The following is a 20,584-nucleotide window of genomic DNA, read 5'->3' as shown; positions in this document are numbered from 1 at the left end:
TTATAAATATAAACTAACTGTTGTTACTCTCCTTTTAAGAGTATTATGAAGAGTAAAATAGATTTTTTCTTTAAGATGTTAGGTAGCTATTAAACAATACATGTTTGAAATGTAATTTAACATACAGAAATAGTAATGATAACTTTAAATTAGGGATTTGTTAAGAGTCACATTCCATTGAAAATCAAAATGATATATGTATACTAGGATTCCTTGTAACTTAAAATGGCGAAAAATAGTCCTAATGTTCTTGCTCAACTGCACGATAAAATCTCTCAAAGTAAACCTTATTTCCCTTTGAACTTCCCCAGTATACGAGCCGAATCGTTTCACTTTTGGGCTCTCCTCGCCTTTCGGCATGGGATGAAAGTGAGGTTGGATACGAAGTGCTACTAAAAACCGTAAGGTTTGTGGCACTCTAAGTATCCAAAATGTTGGTATCTTTTATGTTTTTTGTTGTAGTTTTGTAATCTAACAGATACAATGTAAGCATGATGAATGATTATAGAAAAACCAAAACAACCGTGTCATTACTTAACTATCATTTTGTGTTTTGCCCAAGATACAGAAGAAAGATTTTTCTTCATACAAAAGTAGAAGAACGTTTCAAAGAGTTGATTCAAGAAATATGCGGAGAATTGGATATTTCTATTGTTGCAATGGAATGCGACAAAGACCACGTTCACTTGTTCTTACATACACCTCCAACACGTAGTCCTGCTGATACAATGGCAAAAATCAAAGGAGTGACATCAAAACGTTTGAGAGAAGAGTTTCCTCATCTTCAACACTTGTCGAGCCTATGGACGCGTTCTTATTTTGTTTCTACTGCTGGAAATGTATCAAGTGAGATAATACAAAAGTATGTTGAAAATCAAAAAACGAGGGGGTGAAACTTGTACCACAAACCATCACAGTTAAAGTTACATTGCTTCCAACAAAACAACAAATCATGCTATTGGAACCAAGTAGCCACGAGTATATAAAAGTCATGAATGCCCTTGTATCTGAAATGGTTGAAGCAAAGAAAAAAGATGGATGCAAGACCAAGACCGCAAAGTAAGTCGTGAAATCGTTAATTTTGCAACGAATCATACGATCTCTGTCATTCGATTAGAGCAACTCACGAACATGAGACAGACGGCACGAACAAGCCGTAAAAACGAAAAAAATCTACACACTTGGTCATTCCATCGTTTCGCACAATTCATCGCGTACAAAGCGACATTAGTTGGCATAAAGGTCGAATATGTGGACCCTTCTTATACAAGTCAAACATGTCCGAAATGTTCTGAAAAGAACAAGGCGCAAGACAGAACATACAAGTGCCCATGTGGATTTGGGAAACATCGTGATATCGTTGGGGCGATGAATATTCGCTACGCAACTGTGGTGGCGGTAACAGTCAATCAACCTAAGAACCTATATGGTCGTCTTAGGAGGGGGAATGGCACACCCTCATCTTGAAGGCTGTTCAAAACAGAAATGGACTGCGAACGCTTCGTCATTCAAGAATCCCATCCGTTACACCGTAAGGTATAGGACTTGCGGCTTTAACCGTGGGAGTATCAAAATGTAAAGTTTCTCTTAAATATAAAAGAAATAAGAAGAATCATCGTTTCGTCAAAACAAGCAAGATGATACCACTTGAAAAGCAGATACAACACTTACAATCGCGAAAATCAGACCTTGTGGAATTGTACTGGGAATGATGAGTAAATATTTATCCAAAACCATTGCACAACAAAAATTATATAAATTCGAAATAAAAATACAGTATACGTGTGCAAAATGTAGAATCAAATATATCAAAGTTGATACGTGGTTTCCTTAGTATAAGATATATTCAAATTACGGTGCAATCAGAAAAATTTGCTTTTATCCGAACGGATATATACTGGAAGGATGGCCATGAAATAGCCAGAGAAATCCACACACCTTTCAATTGGTTGCGTTATCGCTAACCTAGAATGCGCGTTTTAAATTTATGCCCTAGGAGTGTGATATCAAACGAAAGTAGCTTTAACAAACGAGGGGCCATCTCGGAAAATACGGAAACAAATACATAATAATCTATAATTTAAGCTGCGAAGCTCGCAGCCATCTCCAAAAGAATTATCTTACTTTAGACCATAATAGAGAATTGAATTCTGTACGGAACAGGATTCAATTCTTTTCATATTGATTGTCACATTTATCATTTCAAATATAGTAGCACTAAGTAGTAATTTTTATGCCTAACGTATTTCTTTGGGAATACCAAAAAAATACGTTAGGATGAAACCAGCTAGATACCCGGTAAATAATCCAATGATATATTTTAACCATTCTCCGTTTGCGATTAAAGGAATTAAAGCTATACCAGATGGTCCAATTGCAATGGCTCCCACCGGTTGTAATAGACCTATGACTGCCCCGCCAATACCACCACCAATACAAGCCGTTATAAAAGGGCGGCCTAATGGCAATGTGACGCCATAAATAAGTGGCTCACCAATCCCAAGGATACCGACAGGAAGTGCGCTTTTTATTACAGTTGTCAATTCTGAATTCTTATTACAGCGGACCCATAAAGCAATGGCTGCTCCAATTTGTCCTGCTCCTGCCATTGAAAGCATAGGAAGTAATTGTGTTGTACCTGATGAATGAATCATTTCAATATGAATTGGTATTAACACCTGATGTAAACCCAACATAACAAGTGGTAAAAATGACATTCCGAGTACCATTCCTGAAAGGATACTACCATGTTTTAATATCCAGTCGATACCCCACATTAATTTATCTGATAAAAAACCAGCGAATGGCATAATCAAAAAAATTGTAATTAATCCCACCATTAACAATACAATCGTGGGTGTAACAATAATATCTAGTGCATCTGGAATCCATTTGTGTAACTGTTTTTCAAAAACTGATAATATCCAAACAGCTAATAGAACACCTAAAACCCCACCTTGCCCCGGTAATAATGGCTCACCATTAAATATATTGTTTATTGGAGAATTGGGTGGCATTCCTGTTAAAAGAGTTACGCCCCCGATAATTCCACCGAAAGCTGGTGTTGCTCCGAATTCTTTAGCTGCGTTAATTCCAACATAAATAACCAAATAACTAAATAAAGAATTTGTAATAATATTCATAATAGTGATATACGGTTGCCATGTAGCGTAGTTTAATGTTCCGATAGTAATATTATTTTGTAAAATAGATGTAATACCAGAAACTAAACCTGCTCCGACAAAGGCCGGTATTAAAGTAATAAATATATTTCCAATTTTTTTGAGTAACGATTTAAAAGGTGTATTATTTTTTTTCGCTTGTTCAGCTTTGATATGAGCACCTTTTATTTGTAAATCTTCCGTAAAAGACGAGGATGGATTAAGAGACACGTTTGCTTCTTGTGTATTCATAATATGAAATTGTTTTGCCACTTTTGTAACTACACCTGGCCCCAAAATAATTTGATATGTGTCATCATCCACAACTCCAAGGACTCCATCTATTTGTTGGATAGCCTCTTCATTTATTTGATTGCGATTTACTGCCGTTATTCGGAGGCGAGTCATACAATGTGTATAAGATAATATATTATCTTTTCCACCCATCGCCTCTAATATTTTCGAAGCTATATTTTGGTATTTATCCATATTAAATTCCTCACAATTTTGCAGGTTTAATTGCTTGACGAATAAATCCTTGTGTTTCTTGTAGGCGTTGCATAGCCTTTTCTTTTGAAAAACCTGTTAGAATCATTACAATTGCAGTTTTTGGTTTATTATCAGCTTGTGTTAAATATAATGCTGCTGTTTTATAATCACAATCCGTAGCGTCCATTATTATATGTTTTGCGCGTTCTGCTAGTTTCTCGTTTGTTAACTGTACATCCACCATTAAATTTCCGTATGTTTTTCCTAACCCGACCATAGATGCTGTTGAAAGCATATTACAAATTAACTTTTGAGCTGTCCCCGCTTTTAATCGAGTAGATCCAGTTAGTACTTCAGGTCCATTATTAATTTCAATTGCAATATTTGCTTTTTCTCCAATTATAGATCCTTTATTACAGCTTATCGCTACTGTTTGAGCACCAATAGAGTTTGCATATTCTAAAGCACCAATTACATAAGGGGTCCGCCCACTCGCAGCAATTCCAACTACAACATCTATATTTTTCAGATAAATGTCTTTCAAATCTTGTATTCCTAATTCTTTACGGTCTTCTGCACCTTCTACTGCTTGGATAAAAGCTTTTTCACCACCAGCAATTAACCCCACTATTTCTTTTAAATTTGTTCCAAACGTTGGTGGACATTCTACAGCATCTAATAAACCAATCCGTCCGCTTGTTCCAGCCCCAATATAAACTAAGCGCCCGCCCTGTTTTTTTGCTGATATAATCGCTTCAACAGCTTTTGCAATTTGTGGAATCTCCAATTTTACGCTGTTAGCTACTTTTGCATCTTCTTCATTCATTGTAGTTAAAATTTCCATGATTGACATCTCGTCTAAATTCATAGTTTTATTATTACGAATTTCTGTCGTTAAATTTTCTAACATCTATATCACCTTTTCATATAATTAATTGACACTCCCACGGCTAAAGCCGCAAGTCCTATACCTTACGGTGTAACGGATGGGATTCCTGAATGACGAAACGTTCGCAGTCCATTTCTGTTTGAACAGCCTTCAAGATGAGGGTGTGTCATGACCCCCCCTAAGACAGATCATATAGGTTCTTAGGTTGATTGACTGTTACCGCCAACCACAGTTGCGTAGCGAATATTCATCGCTCCAACGATATCGCGGTGTTTCTCAAATCCGCATGGACACTTATATTTTCTATCTTGTGCCTTGTTCTTCTTCGTGCATTTGGGACATGTTTGACTTGTATAAGCAAGATTCACATATTCAACCTGTATACCAACTACTTTCGCTTTGTACTCGATGGATTGCACGAGGCGAAAGAATGACCCAGTGTGTAGATTCTTTTCGTTTTTACAGCTTGTTCGTGCCGTCTGTCTGATGTTCGTTAATTGTTCTAACCGAATGACAGAAATTGTATGATTCGTTGCGAAATCGACGACTTCACGACTTACTTTACTGTCTTGGTCTTGCATCCACCTTTGTTCCTTATCATCAAGTTGTCGAAGGGCATTCAGTTTCTTCGTTTCTCCTAACTTCTTACGAACACTACGAAACTTACGTTTCCTATATGTGCTTCAATAAGTCGCAATTGGTCGGTTAATACGGCACGAACTTTTAAACGTGTTGACTTCTTATGGTTTTTAGTAGCACTCTGTATCCAACCTCTCTTTCATCCCATCCCTAAGGGGCATCGGCTTTCTCGTTCGGGAGGGCTGTAATAAAAAAGTTCTCATAAAGAAACCAATTCAGTCTACATTTACAGAATAAGCTGGATTTCAAACAGATACAAAAATTAAATTTACCTCACGCACCCCAAATAACAGAAAATTCAAAGGTCTTTAGCATATTACCAAAATTCGTGAGACACATGCTCAATTATTAAAATAACCGAAAAAAGGTTTTATTATGTATAAAAATGAAGACGAAGTAGATAATGGAGTATTTATCGGTTGAAGATAGTATTTTAACGATCCAAAAGAAACAAAGGAATTTCAGTTGACAGGCTATATTCGATATATACGACGCGAACAACGGATAGGAATATTGTGATGGAACCATCAAAAGGGGCATTTACTTTATGTGAATTTTAAAAAGAAGCTGTTTTTTTGATATGTAATAGAGTTAGGTGCTTTTTTATGCACAGAAAAGTTGATATTTCTGTACATTTTATTTTTAAGTAATGAAATAGATATTTTTTAGTAACTATCTATATTTACCAAGCTATAAAGTAGTCTCTATCTTATTTCTGTCCTCAAGCATTTTAGCTACGATAGTAAGAGATCTATTTTTTTCTTCGGTTAAATCTCGATAATAACGATCAGGATATTTTTGAAAGGCCTGTAATCGTATATCCCAATACGCTTTGACATCTGCTGACGTCAGGTATCTGAACGTTAATTCGTTAAATGGGCCTATTTGTTGTTTATGGGTCTGAATGAAACATACTTATAACCGTTGCCATAAACTTATAAAAATCTATAAATCATGTTTATTTCCCTGTTCTACGTGTCCAATTTTGCCGAAGCTACTTTTGTTTGATATAACACTCCGAGGGCGTAAATTCGGATACAACGAACCCTACATATCAGCAGTAACTTTTTAGGTGTTAGCTTGCTAATTCATATCGCGACAAATTGATAGAAGCGTTTAAATCCCTAGAAAATGATTAAGTTGTTCCTGCGAATAATAACGAGTGCCACCAACAGAAACATGATGTGGCTTGAATTTATTATTTTTATCCCAATTCCTAAGAGTTTGTTCCGTCCTACCTATCTTTTCTGCAAAATCACCAATTGAATATAGTTTCATGTTTCTCACCTCATGAAACTATTTTACCACATCAATATTTTTTATCTATAAATATTCTATCGTTACTTATAGATTTTTATAAATATAAACTAACTGTTGTTACCCTCCTAAATTAATGATTGTGTGGCGTTGTAAATAAGTAATACAAAAAATGCAATGAAGAACATGTTGTCTAAAAACAACATTCCAACATAATATAAAAATATTCTATTCATTTAATGCTAAAGCATTAGCAAGAAAAATACTCCTCCCAAGCTTGTAAAATTCATCTCCCAGCGATAAGTGGGAGATGAATTTTTGTAATTTAGTATTCTCGCCAAAGTTTTGATAAACAAGCTACATGAGATTCTTAGATAACTTGATATAAGAAGGAGACAGAAAGAAATAGCGTCCGAAAGCCTAGCCATTCGGTTCCTACTTAAAATAGCAACCGTACTAAGAGAGACAGACAAAAGGTTCCTTGCATCACGGAACTGAAAATTAGTTTGTACAAAACATTCTATTCTTTTATATGATTTTCTTCTATTCTTTCCGTTTTCAACCAGTCTTTTTTTCTTATCAATTGACGCCAACAAGCTAACCACACACTTGGAATTACTAGTAAATTATACAGTGGCATACTTACTCCCGCTAAAGCACATTGCCCAAAAGTACAGCTGTTCGCCGCCTCCTTCTTAGTGACTTGATAATAACGAATCCCCCAAAATAACCCAGGTCCGAAAACTAAAAACCCCCAAAGACAAAGAGCTGATACATTCCATATCCATTGTTTGGATTCAATAAAAAATTGAAAATCATATGAATACAGAAACACCCCTATCAATCCCCATGATAAGACCATAATCAAACTACCTATTAAACTTGTCCACGGCTGTAATAAAAAATACAAAATATCAATTTTTGCGAGAAAAGGTATTTTTGCTTGTGAAACTTCTCTTAATCGCCGAAGACATTGCATATTCCCTTGTGCCCAGCGGCTTCGTTGTCTAATGTAGCGAGTGATTGATGTAACACCTTGCTGATACATTATACTATTAGATAGATGACGGATTTTCCATCCACAAATTAATAAAGATAGACCAAAATCAAAATCCTCTAACAAACAACTTGACCAAGGATTTTCCCCTAATTCTTGCATGGCGCTCAATCGAGAAAACTGTCCATTTCCTCCTAACCCAACACTCTGTAAATATTCACGACTATTTTGAATCGCTGCCACACTAGAATAAAACTCCACATCTTGCATAAAAGATAACCAACTTTTTCGGTTAGTCATACGAATATTCGTTTGTGCAGCCCCAACCGTTGAATCTGCAAAAGCATGTTGTGCCTCTTGTAAAATATTATTACTTGGCCGACCATCTCCATCTACAACCGTCAAGATAACTTGGTGAGGATCAATAGATAGACGATTTACCGCTTTGCAAATTTTTTGATATGCATCATTTAACGCATCTCCTTTACCAAGGCGTGCTTGTGGATACTTTCTCTGATACACTCGGACTCTACTATCATTCATCTGTCGGACGACCTGGACCGTATCATCGTCTGAAGCATCATCAATTACAACGACAAGCAAACGATGATAATCTAATTGTAATAAAGATTCTACTGTTTTCTGAATTACTTTCGCTTCATTTAAACAGGGTATACAAAAAATAAAGTACGGTTTTTCTTTCTCTAAAGGGAGCTTCCTATCTTTGGAATTATATCTAGGTAGAAGTGAAATAAATGTGATATACATATAATACAAAAATACAAGTGGAACAGATATTATTCCACAAACCCATAAAGCATTTCCCACTCTTAGTCCCCCTTTTTACTCAATTATCTATATGAAAAAAATCTTATACCAATTGCAATATAACAATTATACGACTCTGATACCCTCCTTTCTCTCGAATAAATTCACCTGTACAGGTAATAAGAGTAACACGTGATTCCCCTTGTATATTCATAACCGCTTCAGGCACTTCATTCATCGGATATACATTTTTTTCTACAACCTGGAATGTGCGAATTTCTTTATCTTCATATTGAATAAGAACTGTTTCGTTTTTTTGAATCGTTTCTAAATATTGAAAATCCCCTAATTCACCTTTCCAATCTCGATGCCCTGCAATTAAAGAATTTCCTGAATTGCCAGGGATCGCACTGTTCCGATACCACGAGGCCGTTTCTAAACCATCCTTCACAACCATTCTCCCGTCTTTGTCTAATCCTACTGGAAGAATATTAACCGTGCCTTGTGTTCGCTGAAAAGTGAGTTTCATGGGTACGGAACTAATATTCATTGATGATTCTTGCTCTTTTACATTTTGTGTACTTGGTACAATAGGCTTAATCAAAATCGTCTGTTGAACCGTTGCATCAGCTGTACCAAGTAAAATCCTTTGTTGCACGTAATATCCTCCCCCCAATATCAGCAAACAAGTAAGGACAAACACTATTCGTTTTTTCATATCCATTCTCTTTCTTTGCGCATATTTGAGCAAATTAATCCATTATACAAAACAAACATCGCTGATTTAACATAAGCATTTACATACTCTCCCCTTATTAATTTAGTTAGGACTTGACGAATAGAAATACGACTTATCTCAAATTGAGTTGCTAAACGATATTGATGAAATACCTTCCATTTTTGATATATTTTATTCATAATATTTAACTTTATAGATTTATACACTTGTTGCTTTCGAGACTGTTGTTGCATATCTATTCTCCTTTCACGCTATTTTCATTCCTACTATTAAACAATAATTTAGATTGATTATTGCATTCCTGATTAAGCAACACATGGGTTATTTAAAATTTTCCCATTCAAATTTAAGGACATCTCATTACTTTCTTCAATTCGAACATAGATGCGTAGGCCGATTAACTTTTATCAACAGTCATAGTTGCGTAGTGAGTATTCATCATCCCAACGACGTCAACCTAATGCCGAAACAAGCCTCTTGATGAATACACCAAAAAGCGATTCGAAATCCAAATACAGGACTTTCAGCAAAAATACATCTAATATAAGCAAACCATTTTACAAAAATAAATTATACAAGGCGGTTGCCAATTACTATAGATAAAAAAAGGGATTTGCATAAAGACTATTTTACTCCATCCCATTCATTCCCTTTTACATAGTGGGTCTTTTACGATTTCTATAAAAATTACTTTTTCGAAAGGTAATTATATGTATATTCATTAATAAGTCATATTCATTACAATGTATATGTTCTAACAGCACTCTTTAAAATTAATTTAGAGAATTTCTGTTATATCATCAAAATTTTTTGTAAATTCAGATTATTCAATTCTGAATTTTCCAGAAAAACTCTTACAATTTCATTGTACGTACAAAAGGAGGGGAGTAAGAAATGAGTAGCAATTTAGGAATAAATCCACTGGTCCCAGCAACAGGATTCGGCCCTGTTATTGGTTTTGCATTAATAGATGGATACCCTATTTTAGCCATTATTTGTGGAATATGTTGTGCCACGATATTCGCAAGCATGATGTATCGGTATACAAAAAAAAACACCACCCATATGGACGTGGAGAGCAACTTTCCTGTAAAGAATGATAGATAATCTCCTCTTTATGAAAAGTTAATTTATTATAAAGTTGATGTAAACATGCCCATCAACTTAAAAGCGAGAACAACCTGAATTTCCCGTTCATCAAATTAAACCATTTCTAAACTAAGTCAAGCCTGTATGGGTTTCATTTTTTACATTATGCAGCTCTCTTTTATTTTTTCAATTCGTTATCTTCATAGAAAACACCCATGATATCAAAGACAGTCTTCTTCTCATATCTGTACGATTTAGCGCCCATTCTTCTGTAGGAGGAATGGCTCAAGCAGATTAGGATTTTTGTTCTTTCGTGGGTATTTTCCTGTGTAGATTGATACAAAAGAGATGGATAATCCTGAATCATACCAATCGCTTTATACTCACTTAACGTCCTTACGGCCTGCTTAAAGTGGGTAATACCTAGGTATAAAAAAATCTAATGCTATTTAGCTTGATACATAATCAAAACACCAGATACTTGGTGTATGCTACTAAATATTAAGTATACTCTTTTTCTAAAAACCCCGCCCACAAGCTTTAGAACTGTTAAATTTGCTAAGTCAAAGATAGTCACATTAAGTAAAAGGTGAAAATTCGCGAAGCTCTTGTTGTTTACATATATTTAATGCCGCAATTTTTTGTTTTAACAACTGTTTTGTAAACATATATAATTTAAAATCTAATTTATTATCAAGAATAATTAGATTTACAAGTTCATTGGAAATGTCTTTTTTTAAATCTGAATTTACAAATTGATTCAACTTTTGGTATTTCATATCCTTCCAATTGAACCTTTCTTTCATTAAAAATAAAGATTCATTGTACATATCAGTAATTCCAGCTATAGAAAAATGATTAACAATATTATATTTTGCAATATCTAAATCTGGAAAGTCTGCACCTGATACACGTAAGGTTTGGTAATTTGGATAATATAATTTTTGTTTAATAAAAGTTTCAAGATCAACCGTTGGCGTTTGCATATGCATACTAAAAAAATTATTCCGTTTGTAATGATGATATAAGGACAGTATATGTTCTACAGGTTCTCTTAACATAGTAATATGGGCAATATTTCTCGACGTATTTATTGATGCTAGTAACGGCTCCTGTATTATATGATTATATTTCATTCCATAGCTAAAATGTCCACTAATACTTTTAGCTGTATGAATGTGTGATAACACCCTATTTAGGATTTTCTCTTTACTATTCAGATCCGGCACAGATGGATCTGCATATATACTTAATGAATCAGGACCGTATTGTTTATCTAAAATATCCCTTAAAGTTGTACCACCGGTTTTGGCAATGTGAACAAAAACAATCAATTCACTAGTCTCATTCAATCTTTATCCCTCCTAGGGATATATTTTGTTCCAGTACTTCAAAATTCAAAACATTTATATATAATATATAGTTCATCGATAAAAATATGTGTAGAATATTAGTTTTTTTAAATTGATACACTATAGCATACTACATCACCATACAAGAAAGCGCTTTCTTATGAATCCAGTTAAAGACCTCTTCAAAACATTGGTTCCATAGGCATGTGACAAACTAGATATTGTGATATCGTACTGTTTAGAAAAAAAAGCACTCCTAAGAGTGCTTTTTTTCAGAGTGTTGGGAAACCCTTTAGGGGTTCCCAACACTCTGTAATCATTTTGATTTTAGCGAATACAAACAACATAAAATAATAAAGTTTCAAAAAATAGCCCTCCACCAGACCTTTTTTGGTCAGATGGAGGGCTATTTTTTTCATGTTTTGACAAGCTGCGGTGAGATAAGCCTGCATTTGGACAGACTTCAGCCCTCGAAATCGAGCATATCGATAGCCATGTAGTTCTTTGGCGTCTGCAAAGCTTCGCTCTATAGTTGAACAGCGTACTTTGTACAACTTTTTCCCTGTAACTGTTAGTTTGTTTTTTCTAGCGATATCCTTATATTTCTCCCATATATGATGAGTGATAACTTTTTGTTTTTGTTTCTTTGAAAAACATACCTCACGTAGCGGACAAACAGCGCAGTCTTCTGGCTTCGATTTATATTGACGATATCCTTCACGATCCGTTGTCGCATACTCTAAAATACACCCCATCGGACAAGCGAATGCATTCATTTCTTCTACATATTTAAATTGGCTTTTTGGTACTTCTTTATTTCTTTTTCCAAATCGGCGATACCCCATCACCATAAATATATTTCTCTCCGATAATTTCTTACAGATATAGCTCGTAAAATAGCCTGCATCAAGAGCTACAGCTTCTACTTTGAACCCGAATTTATCAATTTGAGCTTGGAGGCGTGCTAAATATGGCTCGGAATCTGCCATATTTCCAGCCGTTACATAGGTATCTGTAATAATATTGTACTTCGCATCAGTCGTACGATGGTCTAAGAAATGAAAACCGTTCGGTTTTCCATCTCTCATTAAAAATCCACTATCTGGATCTGTTGTACTTATACGAGTTTTTTGGTAGGGGTATCACTTTCCTCTCTAGGTTTTAATTCTTTTTTCCATGTACTGAGGTGGTACAGTAAAACTGGAACACAGTATAGGGATAAATTATTCTATATAAGAGGTGTTTCAGATGAAAAAACAGTATGATGAAATGTTTAAAAAACAATGTGTAGAATTGGTGGTTAAAGAAGGGCGTACAATTTCGAGTATTCAAAGAGAATTTGACCTAGGAAACGGGACCTTAAATGCATGGATAAAGAAATATTCTTCCCATTTTTGGATAATGAGAAATCTGATATGGAAGAACTACGTTCTTTGCGGAGAGAAATCCAGGCTTTAAAAAAGGAAAATGAATTTTTAAAAAAGGCGGCAAGCTTCTTTGCCAGCAACCAAAACTAACACGCTTTCAATTTATCAGGCAATATCATTACATATTTGGAGTGCGCTGGCTTTGCCATCGATTACAAGTTTCTATTAGTGGTTTTTACGATTATACTCATCGTAAGCCCACTGAAAATCAGAAAAAACGTAAAAAGACAGCGGCTTATATTGTCATGCAATTTAAATGTTTAAAAGGTAGAATGGGCTATCGAAAACTGTACCGTTACCTTGTAAATAAAAATGTAATGGTGAGCTTATTTCAAGTGAGACAAGCTTTATGTGAAGCTGGATTAAAGTCAAAAGTTGTCACCTATTATAAGAAAAGAAAGCACGAACATCATACATTTCCAAATGTACTAGAGCGTTCCTTTAAACCTGGCAAGAAAGACGTTCCGACTGTTGTATGTGATATCACAGAATTTCGTTTAATGAATGGGATGAAAGTATATTTTTGTGCCGCATTAGATATTAGCACCCGTCGGGTGCTTGGTTATTCGTTGGATACTCACCAGGATGCTCAATTAGTAAAAGACACAATTCAGCAAGTTAAACAAGCTTATGAAAGTCAAAAAAGAATCCTATTTCATAGTGATCAAGGATCTCAGTTTGCCAGTTATAAGGTTACTGATTTTTGTAATCAACAAAAAATTCAGCAAAGTATGTCCCGCAAGGGAAACTGTTGGGATAACGCTGTGATGGAATCTTTTTTTAGCATCTTTAAACGCGAATGCCTACATGGAGAAAATCTAATTTCTCTCGCTCAAGTAAATCAGTTAGTCGCTGAATTTATTTATATGTACTATCATTCCGTTCGCCCTCATTCATCATTAAATGGCTTGACTCCGTATCAATATTCAAAATCAATTGCGTAATCTAATTGATGTTCCAGTTTTTCTTGACCAGGTCATACCTTACGATCTTCGATTACCGCAGCTTCTAGCTCATCTATATAAAACTTTGCTTTTTCTTTTTTATATTTATGTACAAATTTATTTTGTAACTACTCAGCCACCTTTCGGTGTCTTTTTTAAATTTTACTAGTTTCATATGCCTCCCATTTGTAAATACTGAGTATATCAAACAGGGGAGGTGAATCTTATGGTCGATCGAAAAATTATTTTAGATACATATAAAAAAGGACCTGAAGCTGTTATTTCTTTATTTGAAGAAACATTTTCTAAGTTAGAAAAACGTATACAAGAACTAGAAAATGCTTCAAAAAAAAACTCCAAAAATAGTCATAAGCCACCTTCTACAGATGGTTTGGGTAAGCCCGTTACAAAAAGTTTGCGCAAACCGTCTCATCGTCAAACGGGTGGCCAGTTGGGCCACAAGGGACATACTCTTGGTTTGACAGCGACTCCAGATCATACGATTACACATTCTCCTACATATTGTACTTGTTGTCATACTTCCTTGAACCACGAGCCTGTAAAAGGGTATCGCATTCGCCAAGTGTATGACTTACCACCTATTCAGATCGAAGTGACAGAACATAAAGTAGAACAGAAAGAATGCCCACATTGCCATTCTATCCAAGAAGCCCAATTTCCTTCGACAGTATCTCGTCCTGTTCAATATGGTCCAAATATAAAAAGACTGATTCCCTATTTAACGCATTATCAATGCATTTCTTTGAAGCGAACAAAAGAATTCTTTCAGGATTGTTTTGGACATTCTATAAGCGAAGGAACCCTGGTAAATCATACACAGGCTTTCGCTTCTCAATTGCAGCCATTCATAAAAGAAGTAAAGGAAAAGATTCTGCAGTCTCCTGTTGTCCATTTTGATGAAACTGGTATGCGTGTAGAAAACAAAACACAATGGTTACATACTGCCAGTACACCGGAGGTGACATTGCAACATATTCATCAAAAACGTGGAAAAGAAGCAATGGATGCTGGAGAAATCTTGCCATCTTTTTCTGGAATTGCGATGCATGATGGTTGGAAATCGTATGATGCGTATACAGATTGTCGTCACGTTTTATGTAATGCCCATCTCTTACGAGATTTACAAGGAATTATAGATAGTACTGGAGAACAATGGGCACAACAGATGCAGAAATTTCTAACGCAAGCGTTGACGATGAAAAAGCAATCCGAAGGTACCATGCCAAAAGCGACGCAAAAGAATCTGTTTATTATGTATCAATCCATATTGAAAGAACAACAGATTCTTTCCACGAAACAAAAGAAGAAAGGAAAGCAGACGCCTTCTCAAAATTTATGGAATCGCTTCGTCAAGTATTCTGACAGAATTCTAGCGTTTTTAGAACATCCAGCCATTCCATTTGATAACAATCAAGCAGAACGGGATATTCGGATGACGAAAGTAAAACAGAAAGTGTCTGGGACTTTCCGAAGTAAGAAAGGCGCAGAATCTTTTTGTCAGATACGAAGCTTTATGAGTACCATGAAAAAACAAAAACAATCGGTCTTACAAGCGATAAACCAAGTCATAGAAACTAGAACGGTTCCTTGGAATAACACGACTTCATAAGAGAATTTCTCTATTTGGCATAGATTCTTTCTCTGATTGGAGTATTTTCTTTTCATGTTTTCGAATCGGAAACATGTATTTGGCCTGTTTTTTTATTTGAAGAAGCTGAGTAGTTACTTTATTTTTATTGGCATTGGCCTTAATGTGCGTAGAATCTGTCATTAGCGCACGTCCTCCCACCATCCGGTGCTCTGTCGCTTGCCTCACGATCTCATCAAAAATTTCTTCGAAAATATTTGTATGAATAAAGCGGGTACGGCGATTCCAACTGATTGTAGAATGATCTGGAATAGTATCTGATAGAGAAAATCCTAAAAACCAACGGTAGGCGATCTTCGTTTTAATCTCTTTTTCCAATTGACGCTCCGAACGAATACCGTAAAAATATCCAATAAACATCATTTTAAATAAAACGATAGGGTGGATTGACGGACGTCCATTGTTTTCACAGTAATAAGGGCGTAATTTCTCTTCAATAAAATCAAAACTAATTGTCGCTTCAATCGCACGAAGGAAATGATCTTGTGGAACCAACTCTTCTACAGAAACAGATACACGTTCATCACGATGATTTTTTAAAGCACCCATCATAAAAACTCTCTCCTTTTCCTCTTTTTTATCAGTGTTGACACATAAAAAGAGGTTCAGACACAAAAACAGGCTGTGGAGAAGACTTTCTCCACAGCCTGAAAAAAAGCACTCCTAAGAGTGCTTTTTTATACAGACCATAACATTAAACATTCTATGTTATTATCGTACTTTCTATTGAAAATCTATACATATATTAATGGACCTTGTAGGACTTGAACCTACGACCGGACGGTTATGAGCCGTCTGCTCTTACCAACTGAGCTAAAGGTCCCTAATGAGATAAAGTATACCTATCTTATCATATTAGAGTAACTATGACAATCGGAACTAGTCAAAGAAAAAATACTCTTGTGAGAACTTTTCTTTGACATGTCGACATGATAACTACATCAAATTTAATACCATCTTGTTTCACCGAAACACCGATACGAATTATTCCCCTCTCACATATATTTTACCATATACATGCGCGGGTTGGTGCAAATAAAAAATACGTTCCAAATAATTCATAATGGGACTCCCCCCAGTTTCATTTTATTTAAAAGAGGCGCCTTATTACTGAACCCTTTTAACACTTTTCATCACATTCCCATTTATTTTGCTTCTTATTAAATACTCTACCTTATTCTTTACTATTCTTTTCCCCTGTTATTTTACATTTGTAAAAGGTCATCTTTAGAATTCACGGTTTGTCTCTTTTCGGTTATATTAAAAGTACCCTAATCTTGTTCCTTATAGCAATGAAGTTATAATGAACCTTTTTCTACTCTTTATATGCACAGCTACTTGTCTACTACAGATAATGTAGCTGTGCTTGTTTGTCTACCTCTTCAAAAGTTTCTTCACCATTTTAACTCGAAAAGATATCTACACTCCTCTGGACTCTGCATTACCCTGCGCCTTATTCTGCATAACACTTACTCTCTCTAACTTCTGTGAATCCAGTCTGTATCTATTTTCTCCTCCAACATGGAAATGCGTGTACCGATAACTATAATTTGTTCTCATGTATTCATTCTCCCCACAACTAAAAAACAATCGCCACCTTCCATTACTTAACATTTTGTTTTATACACGCATACCAGTTTCATCAAAATGAAAAACACGAGATTGAAGAATCATATCTTTTGTTTCTTAAAGAAAATTCTGTAATTAAGTCTAAAAATTGTTTGTATGATTGACTAACGTTTCACTGATAAAATGACCAAAACAACCTTGAAAGAATTCTTTCATTCATTTCAAAGAAAAGTACTGATAATGAATTAAATAGAAAATCCATCTTTTATATTTGGAGCATATTGAACAGAACGGGCAACCATAGAAGAAAACTAAACTGCTTGACTTAAAATAACAAATTTTTATAAATCGTCATACATTGAAAGAAAATTTAATATACCTATCAGTAGTCTATGTATAATTTAAAATACATATTATGTATGTCCGACTTAGATTCCAATATGATTGTGTCAACTCTTATATTCACGAATACTTGATGATGTATTTCTAAAAAGGATGTATATATTTATTATATATACATATACGATAACGATATTAATGACGTTATTATGTATGCTTTTACACAGACCACAACACATTATTAAATACTGTAAGAATCATATATCCATATCAAAATTATAAGCAGGAAATATATACAAAATATTCACTATGTTTTAACGTTTCAAAATATCAATAATAGAAGTATTTATATATAACTAAAATTTATTTTATGAGGAGGATATGTATATGGAAAAACCTTTAGTAAGTGTTTTAATTCCTGCCATAGGAAACCCTCATTATGTAGAACTTGCTTTAACAAGTGTTTTACTCCAAACTTATACAAATATTGAAATTATAATTAGAGATCCTTCTACTACCGATACAATACAGATTTTATTAGAAAAAGAGTTCTTACCGTACTCAAATAAAATAACGTATATTAGAGACTCCAAATATATGTCTAGGTTAAATATATTACAAGAGTTATTAAAAGTTTCAAAAGGAGAGTATGTTACCTTTCTTATGGAAGAAGACCTACTTTATCCATCGAAAATTGAAAAAATGATGAATTATTTTTTAAGAGATAATACAAATTCTATAAAATTAGTTACATCGTATACAGAACCTATTGATATACAAGGAAATATACTCCCTGTTGTAAATAGCATAACAAAAAATCACGCATCAGATGTTCAATGGGATAGTACAATAGGTAGCCATTTTATTTTAAAATATAAAGATTATGTGGGAGGACTTTCCGCCCCCTTATTTAGAAAACAAGATTTAATTCAACCCTTTGGACAATTTGCAGGGCATCAATTCATAAAAGATGTAGAAATTGCCTCATGGCTTACCTTATTAACACAAGGATCCTTGGTGGTAATTATAGATGAATTAACATTTGAACGTAAAAATATTGATAATCAAAAATATAAAATAGATATAGACCTTATTACAGATTGGATTAGTATAATTAAATTAATTAAAAATAGTAGCAATATACACACTAAAAATATTGAAAGGATTATTGTTCAAAAATTATTAGGATGGCTAAGCAATTTGTTAGCAAATAAACAAAATATCTTTTCTCTAATGGAACAAGAAAAAATGAATTCCTATAAAAATTATTTATATGAATTACAAACTTAAATTCACATTTTATAACTTTATGATATTACGTTTAAATAAATACCTATTGAAGAAGACTAGTATCATTTTACAATGCATCATGTATATACCTACTTATATTTTTCAGCATAATGATATTAACTTCTCAACATTTAAGAAACGATTATGTCCTATCTTCCGAAATGCTTGATTATTCCGTTTATATAAATGATATATAAGCAGGGCCCATATAATTTATTTTTTTGAAGGAAAGAAGGCGTTGATATGTGTAAATATTCTAATTTTTCAATTCAAATCACTTCAAAATATCATTCTTGTGACGAGAATAGAGGTGTTAATCCTGAGAATTCAAATGAAATATCGAAGGCACAAACTAATACACATATAGAAGGTATTAAGACACACGCAGAAGGGCTTGCTTCTCATGCTGAAGGGTCCCATACAAAAGCAAGAGGAGTTGCTTCTCATACAGAAGGTGCTTATACAGAAACAACAGGGACTGCTTCTCATGCTGAAGGATCTCATACAAAAGCAGAAGGGATCGCTTCTCATGCTGAAGGTGTTAATACAACATCATGGGCAAATTATTCACATGTAGAAGGTGCTAATACTTTAGCAAAAGGGACTGCTTCTCATGCTGAGGGAAATAATACAGTAAGTTATGGAGAAAACTCTCATGCTGAGGGACATTATACTACTACAGGTCATGCTGATGACCCTTCACAAGGGAATAGTTCTCATGCTGAAGGGTCCCATACAAAGGCAGAAGGGATCGCTTCTCATGCTGAAGGGTCCCATACAAAGGCAGAAGGGATCGCTTCTCATGCTGAAGGAACTAATACTTTAGCAAAAGAAACTGCTTCTCATGCTGAAGGGTCCCATACAAAGGCAGAAGGGATCGCTTCTCATGCTGAAGGAACTAATACTTTAGCAAAAGAAACTGCTTCTCATGCTGAAGGGTCCCATACAAAGGCAGAAGGCGTTGCTTCTCATGCTGAAGGACATTTCACCATTGCTTATGGGGGAAATGCTCATGCTGAAGGACACTTTACCATTGCTTATGGGGAAAATGCTCATGCTGAAGGACATTTTACCACTGCTTATGGGGAAAGTGCACATACCGAAGGTTTTTATACTATGGCTCAAGGTAAAGCTGCTCATGCTGAAGGAGCTCATACCGTAGCAAAGGGGAATTTTTCTCATGCTGAGGGTGTTAATACGCAAACCATTGGTGATTTCTCTCATGCTGAAGGCATTGGAAATAGTGCAGGATTTAAAGGCACTCATATCATGGGGAAATACGGTGATACTCAAGAGTCTTATTCCTGGTTTATTGGTAATGGGGTATCGCCAGATAATAAAGAATTGGGCGCAAAATGGTTAGCAAGTACAAGAAATATGTATATTGATGGCTCTACATATTTTTCTAACGGAACTGGTTATGCTGAAATGTTCGAAGTGAAAAATAAATCTATTGATATTGGTTATTTTGTTACATTTGATGGAGAATACGTACGAAAAGCTACAGCACAGGACGAATATATTTTAGGAATAACTACTGATACATCTAGTATTTTAGGAAATAGTGCCGAAATGAGGTGGAAAGAAAAATACGTTGTAGATGAATGGGGAAGATTACAATTTGACAATATAAATTGTTCAGGAATAATAGAAAAAAGTGCTATATTGAATCCAGATTGGGATTCTGAAAAGAAATATATATCTCGATTTGAAAGATCTGAATGGGTCATTGTTGGCTTACTAGGTCAAATTCGAGTAAGAGATGATGGAACATGTCCAGTTGGTGGATATTGTTTTCCTAATACAGAAGGTATTGCTACAAGAAGTCAGAAAGGGTATCGTGTAATAAAACGCATAAATCCTAATCAAATTCTTATTATGTTTAACTAATACTTTCTCTTTGCAAAAGATTTACAAATTAATTATTCTATTTATTGACTATCAATTACTTTAAATACAATCTTTT

13 protein-coding genes, 1 tRNA gene and 8 pseudogenes are annotated in these 20,584 nt (G+C 34.7%); 9 read left to right on the top strand and 13 right to left on the bottom strand.

The features are described 5' to 3' along the window. Positions 1–491: 491 nt before the first annotated feature. Together tnpA and MHH55_RS31110 are read left to right on the top strand one after the other, a co-directional pair. Positions 492–893 carry an IS200/IS605 family transposase gene (gene tnpA / locus MHH55_RS31115; protein ID WP_078187185.1) on the top strand — a complete coding sequence of 134 codons (402 nt, stop codon included), beginning with the start codon at positions 492–494 and terminating at the stop codon, positions 891–893. A 130-nt stretch (positions 894–1,023) separates the two neighbouring features. After that, a pseudogene (locus tag MHH55_RS31110) lies at positions 1,024–1,418 on the top strand (RNA-guided endonuclease TnpB family protein); the annotation flags it as partial. Between the two features lie 819 nt (positions 1,419–2,237). Here the strand turns inward: MHH55_RS31110 and MHH55_RS31105 are convergent. The 7 genes and pseudogenes from MHH55_RS31105 to MHH55_RS31075 form a co-directional block, all read right to left on the bottom strand. Beyond that, positions 2,238–3,650, bottom strand: a complete 1,413-nt coding sequence (locus MHH55_RS31105) for a PTS transporter subunit EIIC (protein WP_078187186.1) — start codon at positions 3,648–3,650, stop codon at positions 2,238–2,240. 10 nt (positions 3,651–3,660) lie between these two features. Continuing rightward, positions 3,661–4,560, bottom strand: a complete 900-nt coding sequence (gene murQ / locus MHH55_RS31100; RefSeq protein WP_078187187.1) for an N-acetylmuramic acid 6-phosphate etherase — start codon at positions 4,558–4,560, stop codon at positions 3,661–3,663. A 179-nt stretch (positions 4,561–4,739) separates the two neighbouring features. Then, positions 4,740–5,216: pseudogene (locus MHH55_RS31095) on the bottom strand (RNA-guided endonuclease TnpB family protein); the annotation flags it as partial. A 1,081-nt stretch (positions 5,217–6,297) separates the two neighbouring features. Further along, a pseudogene (locus MHH55_RS31090) lies at positions 6,298–6,456 on the bottom strand (MerR family transcriptional regulator); the annotation flags it as partial. A 499-nt stretch (positions 6,457–6,955) separates the two neighbouring features. After that, positions 6,956–8,260 (bottom strand): glycosyltransferase family 2 protein, encoded by a 1,305-nt coding sequence (locus MHH55_RS31085; RefSeq protein ID WP_078187188.1) that lies wholly within the window; start codon positions 8,258–8,260, stop codon positions 6,956–6,958. Positions 8,261–8,303: 43 nt separating this feature from the next. Beyond that, positions 8,304–8,858, bottom strand: coding sequence for a class F sortase (locus MHH55_RS31080; RefSeq protein WP_176116604.1), 555 nt, complete (start codon positions 8,856–8,858; stop codon positions 8,304–8,306). A 56-nt stretch (positions 8,859–8,914) separates the two neighbouring features. Further along, on the bottom strand, positions 8,915–9,172 hold the full coding sequence (locus MHH55_RS31075) for a GntR family transcriptional regulator (RefSeq protein ID WP_078187190.1): 258 nt from the start codon (positions 9,170–9,172) through the stop codon (positions 8,915–8,917). A gap of 661 nt (positions 9,173–9,833) precedes the next feature. Between MHH55_RS31075 and MHH55_RS31070 the strand changes: the two genes are divergently transcribed. Further along, positions 9,834–10,046 (top strand): hypothetical protein, encoded by a 213-nt coding sequence (locus MHH55_RS31070; RefSeq protein WP_078187191.1) that lies wholly within the window; start codon positions 9,834–9,836, stop codon positions 10,044–10,046. 160 nt (positions 10,047–10,206) lie between these two features. On the opposite strand, the pseudogene MHH55_RS31065 reads toward MHH55_RS31070, so the two are convergent. From MHH55_RS31065 to MHH55_RS31055, 3 genes and pseudogenes are all read right to left on the bottom strand, one after another. Beyond that, positions 10,207–10,425 (bottom strand): annotated as a pseudogene (locus tag MHH55_RS31065) (IS4 family transposase); the annotation flags it as partial. Positions 10,426–10,606: 181 nt separating this feature from the next. Continuing rightward, positions 10,607–11,380 carry a sulfotransferase family 2 domain-containing protein gene (locus MHH55_RS31060; protein WP_078187192.1) on the bottom strand — a complete coding sequence of 258 codons (774 nt, stop codon included), beginning with the start codon at positions 11,378–11,380 and terminating at the stop codon, positions 10,607–10,609. Between the two features lie 365 nt (positions 11,381–11,745). Continuing rightward, a pseudogene (locus tag MHH55_RS31055) lies at positions 11,746–12,554 on the bottom strand (transposase); the annotation flags it as partial. Between the two features lie 74 nt (positions 12,555–12,628). Between MHH55_RS31055 and MHH55_RS31050 the strand changes: the two are divergent. From MHH55_RS31050 to tnpC, 4 genes and pseudogenes are all read left to right on the top strand, one after another. Continuing rightward, positions 12,629–12,706, top strand: a pseudogene (locus MHH55_RS31050) (hypothetical protein); the annotation flags it as partial. A gap of 41 nt (positions 12,707–12,747) precedes the next feature. Then, positions 12,748–12,897, top strand: a complete 150-nt coding sequence (locus tag MHH55_RS31045) for a hypothetical protein (RefSeq protein ID WP_254849840.1) — start codon at positions 12,748–12,750, stop codon at positions 12,895–12,897. Then, positions 12,852–13,751, top strand: coding sequence for an IS3 family transposase (locus MHH55_RS31040; protein ID WP_340882220.1), 900 nt, complete (start codon positions 12,852–12,854; stop codon positions 13,749–13,751). The genes MHH55_RS31045 and MHH55_RS31040 overlap by 46 nt, the downstream gene beginning before the upstream one ends. A 226-nt stretch (positions 13,752–13,977) precedes the next feature. After that, positions 13,978–15,381 (top strand): IS66 family transposase, encoded by a 1,404-nt coding sequence (gene tnpC / locus MHH55_RS31035; RefSeq protein ID WP_100910632.1) that lies wholly within the window; start codon positions 13,978–13,980, stop codon positions 15,379–15,381. 113 nt (positions 15,382–15,494) lie between these two features. Here the strand turns inward: tnpC and MHH55_RS31030 are convergent. The 3 genes and pseudogenes from MHH55_RS31030 to MHH55_RS36545 form a co-directional block, all read right to left on the bottom strand. Next, positions 15,495–15,972: pseudogene (locus MHH55_RS31030) on the bottom strand (transposase); the annotation flags it as partial. 197 nt (positions 15,973–16,169) lie between these two features. Next, a tRNA-Ile gene (locus MHH55_RS31025) sits at positions 16,170–16,243 on the bottom strand. A gap of 800 nt (positions 16,244–17,043) precedes the next feature. Beyond that, positions 17,044–17,300 (bottom strand): annotated as a pseudogene (locus MHH55_RS36545) (IS66 family transposase); the annotation flags it as partial. Between the two features lie 415 nt (positions 17,301–17,715). Here MHH55_RS36545 and MHH55_RS31020 point away from each other — a divergent pair. Both MHH55_RS31020 and MHH55_RS31015 read left to right on the top strand, forming a co-directional pair. Further along, on the top strand, positions 17,716–18,618 hold the full coding sequence (locus MHH55_RS31020) for a glycosyltransferase family 2 protein (RefSeq protein WP_176116620.1): 903 nt from the start codon (positions 17,716–17,718) through the stop codon (positions 18,616–18,618). Between the two features lie 243 nt (positions 18,619–18,861). Then, positions 18,862–20,508 carry a peptidase G2 autoproteolytic cleavage domain-containing protein gene (locus tag MHH55_RS31015; protein WP_078187298.1) on the top strand — a complete coding sequence of 549 codons (1,647 nt, stop codon included), beginning with the start codon at positions 18,862–18,864 and terminating at the stop codon, positions 20,506–20,508. Positions 20,509–20,584 lie beyond the last annotated feature (76 nt).

Origin of the sequence: Bacillus sp. FSL K6-2944 (genome assembly GCF_038005385.1) — a bacterium.
GTDB classification, from domain to species: domain Bacteria; phylum Bacillota; class Bacilli; order Bacillales; family Bacillaceae_G; genus Bacillus_A; species Bacillus_A cereus.
This window is presented reverse-complemented; position numbering and strand designations above follow the sequence as displayed.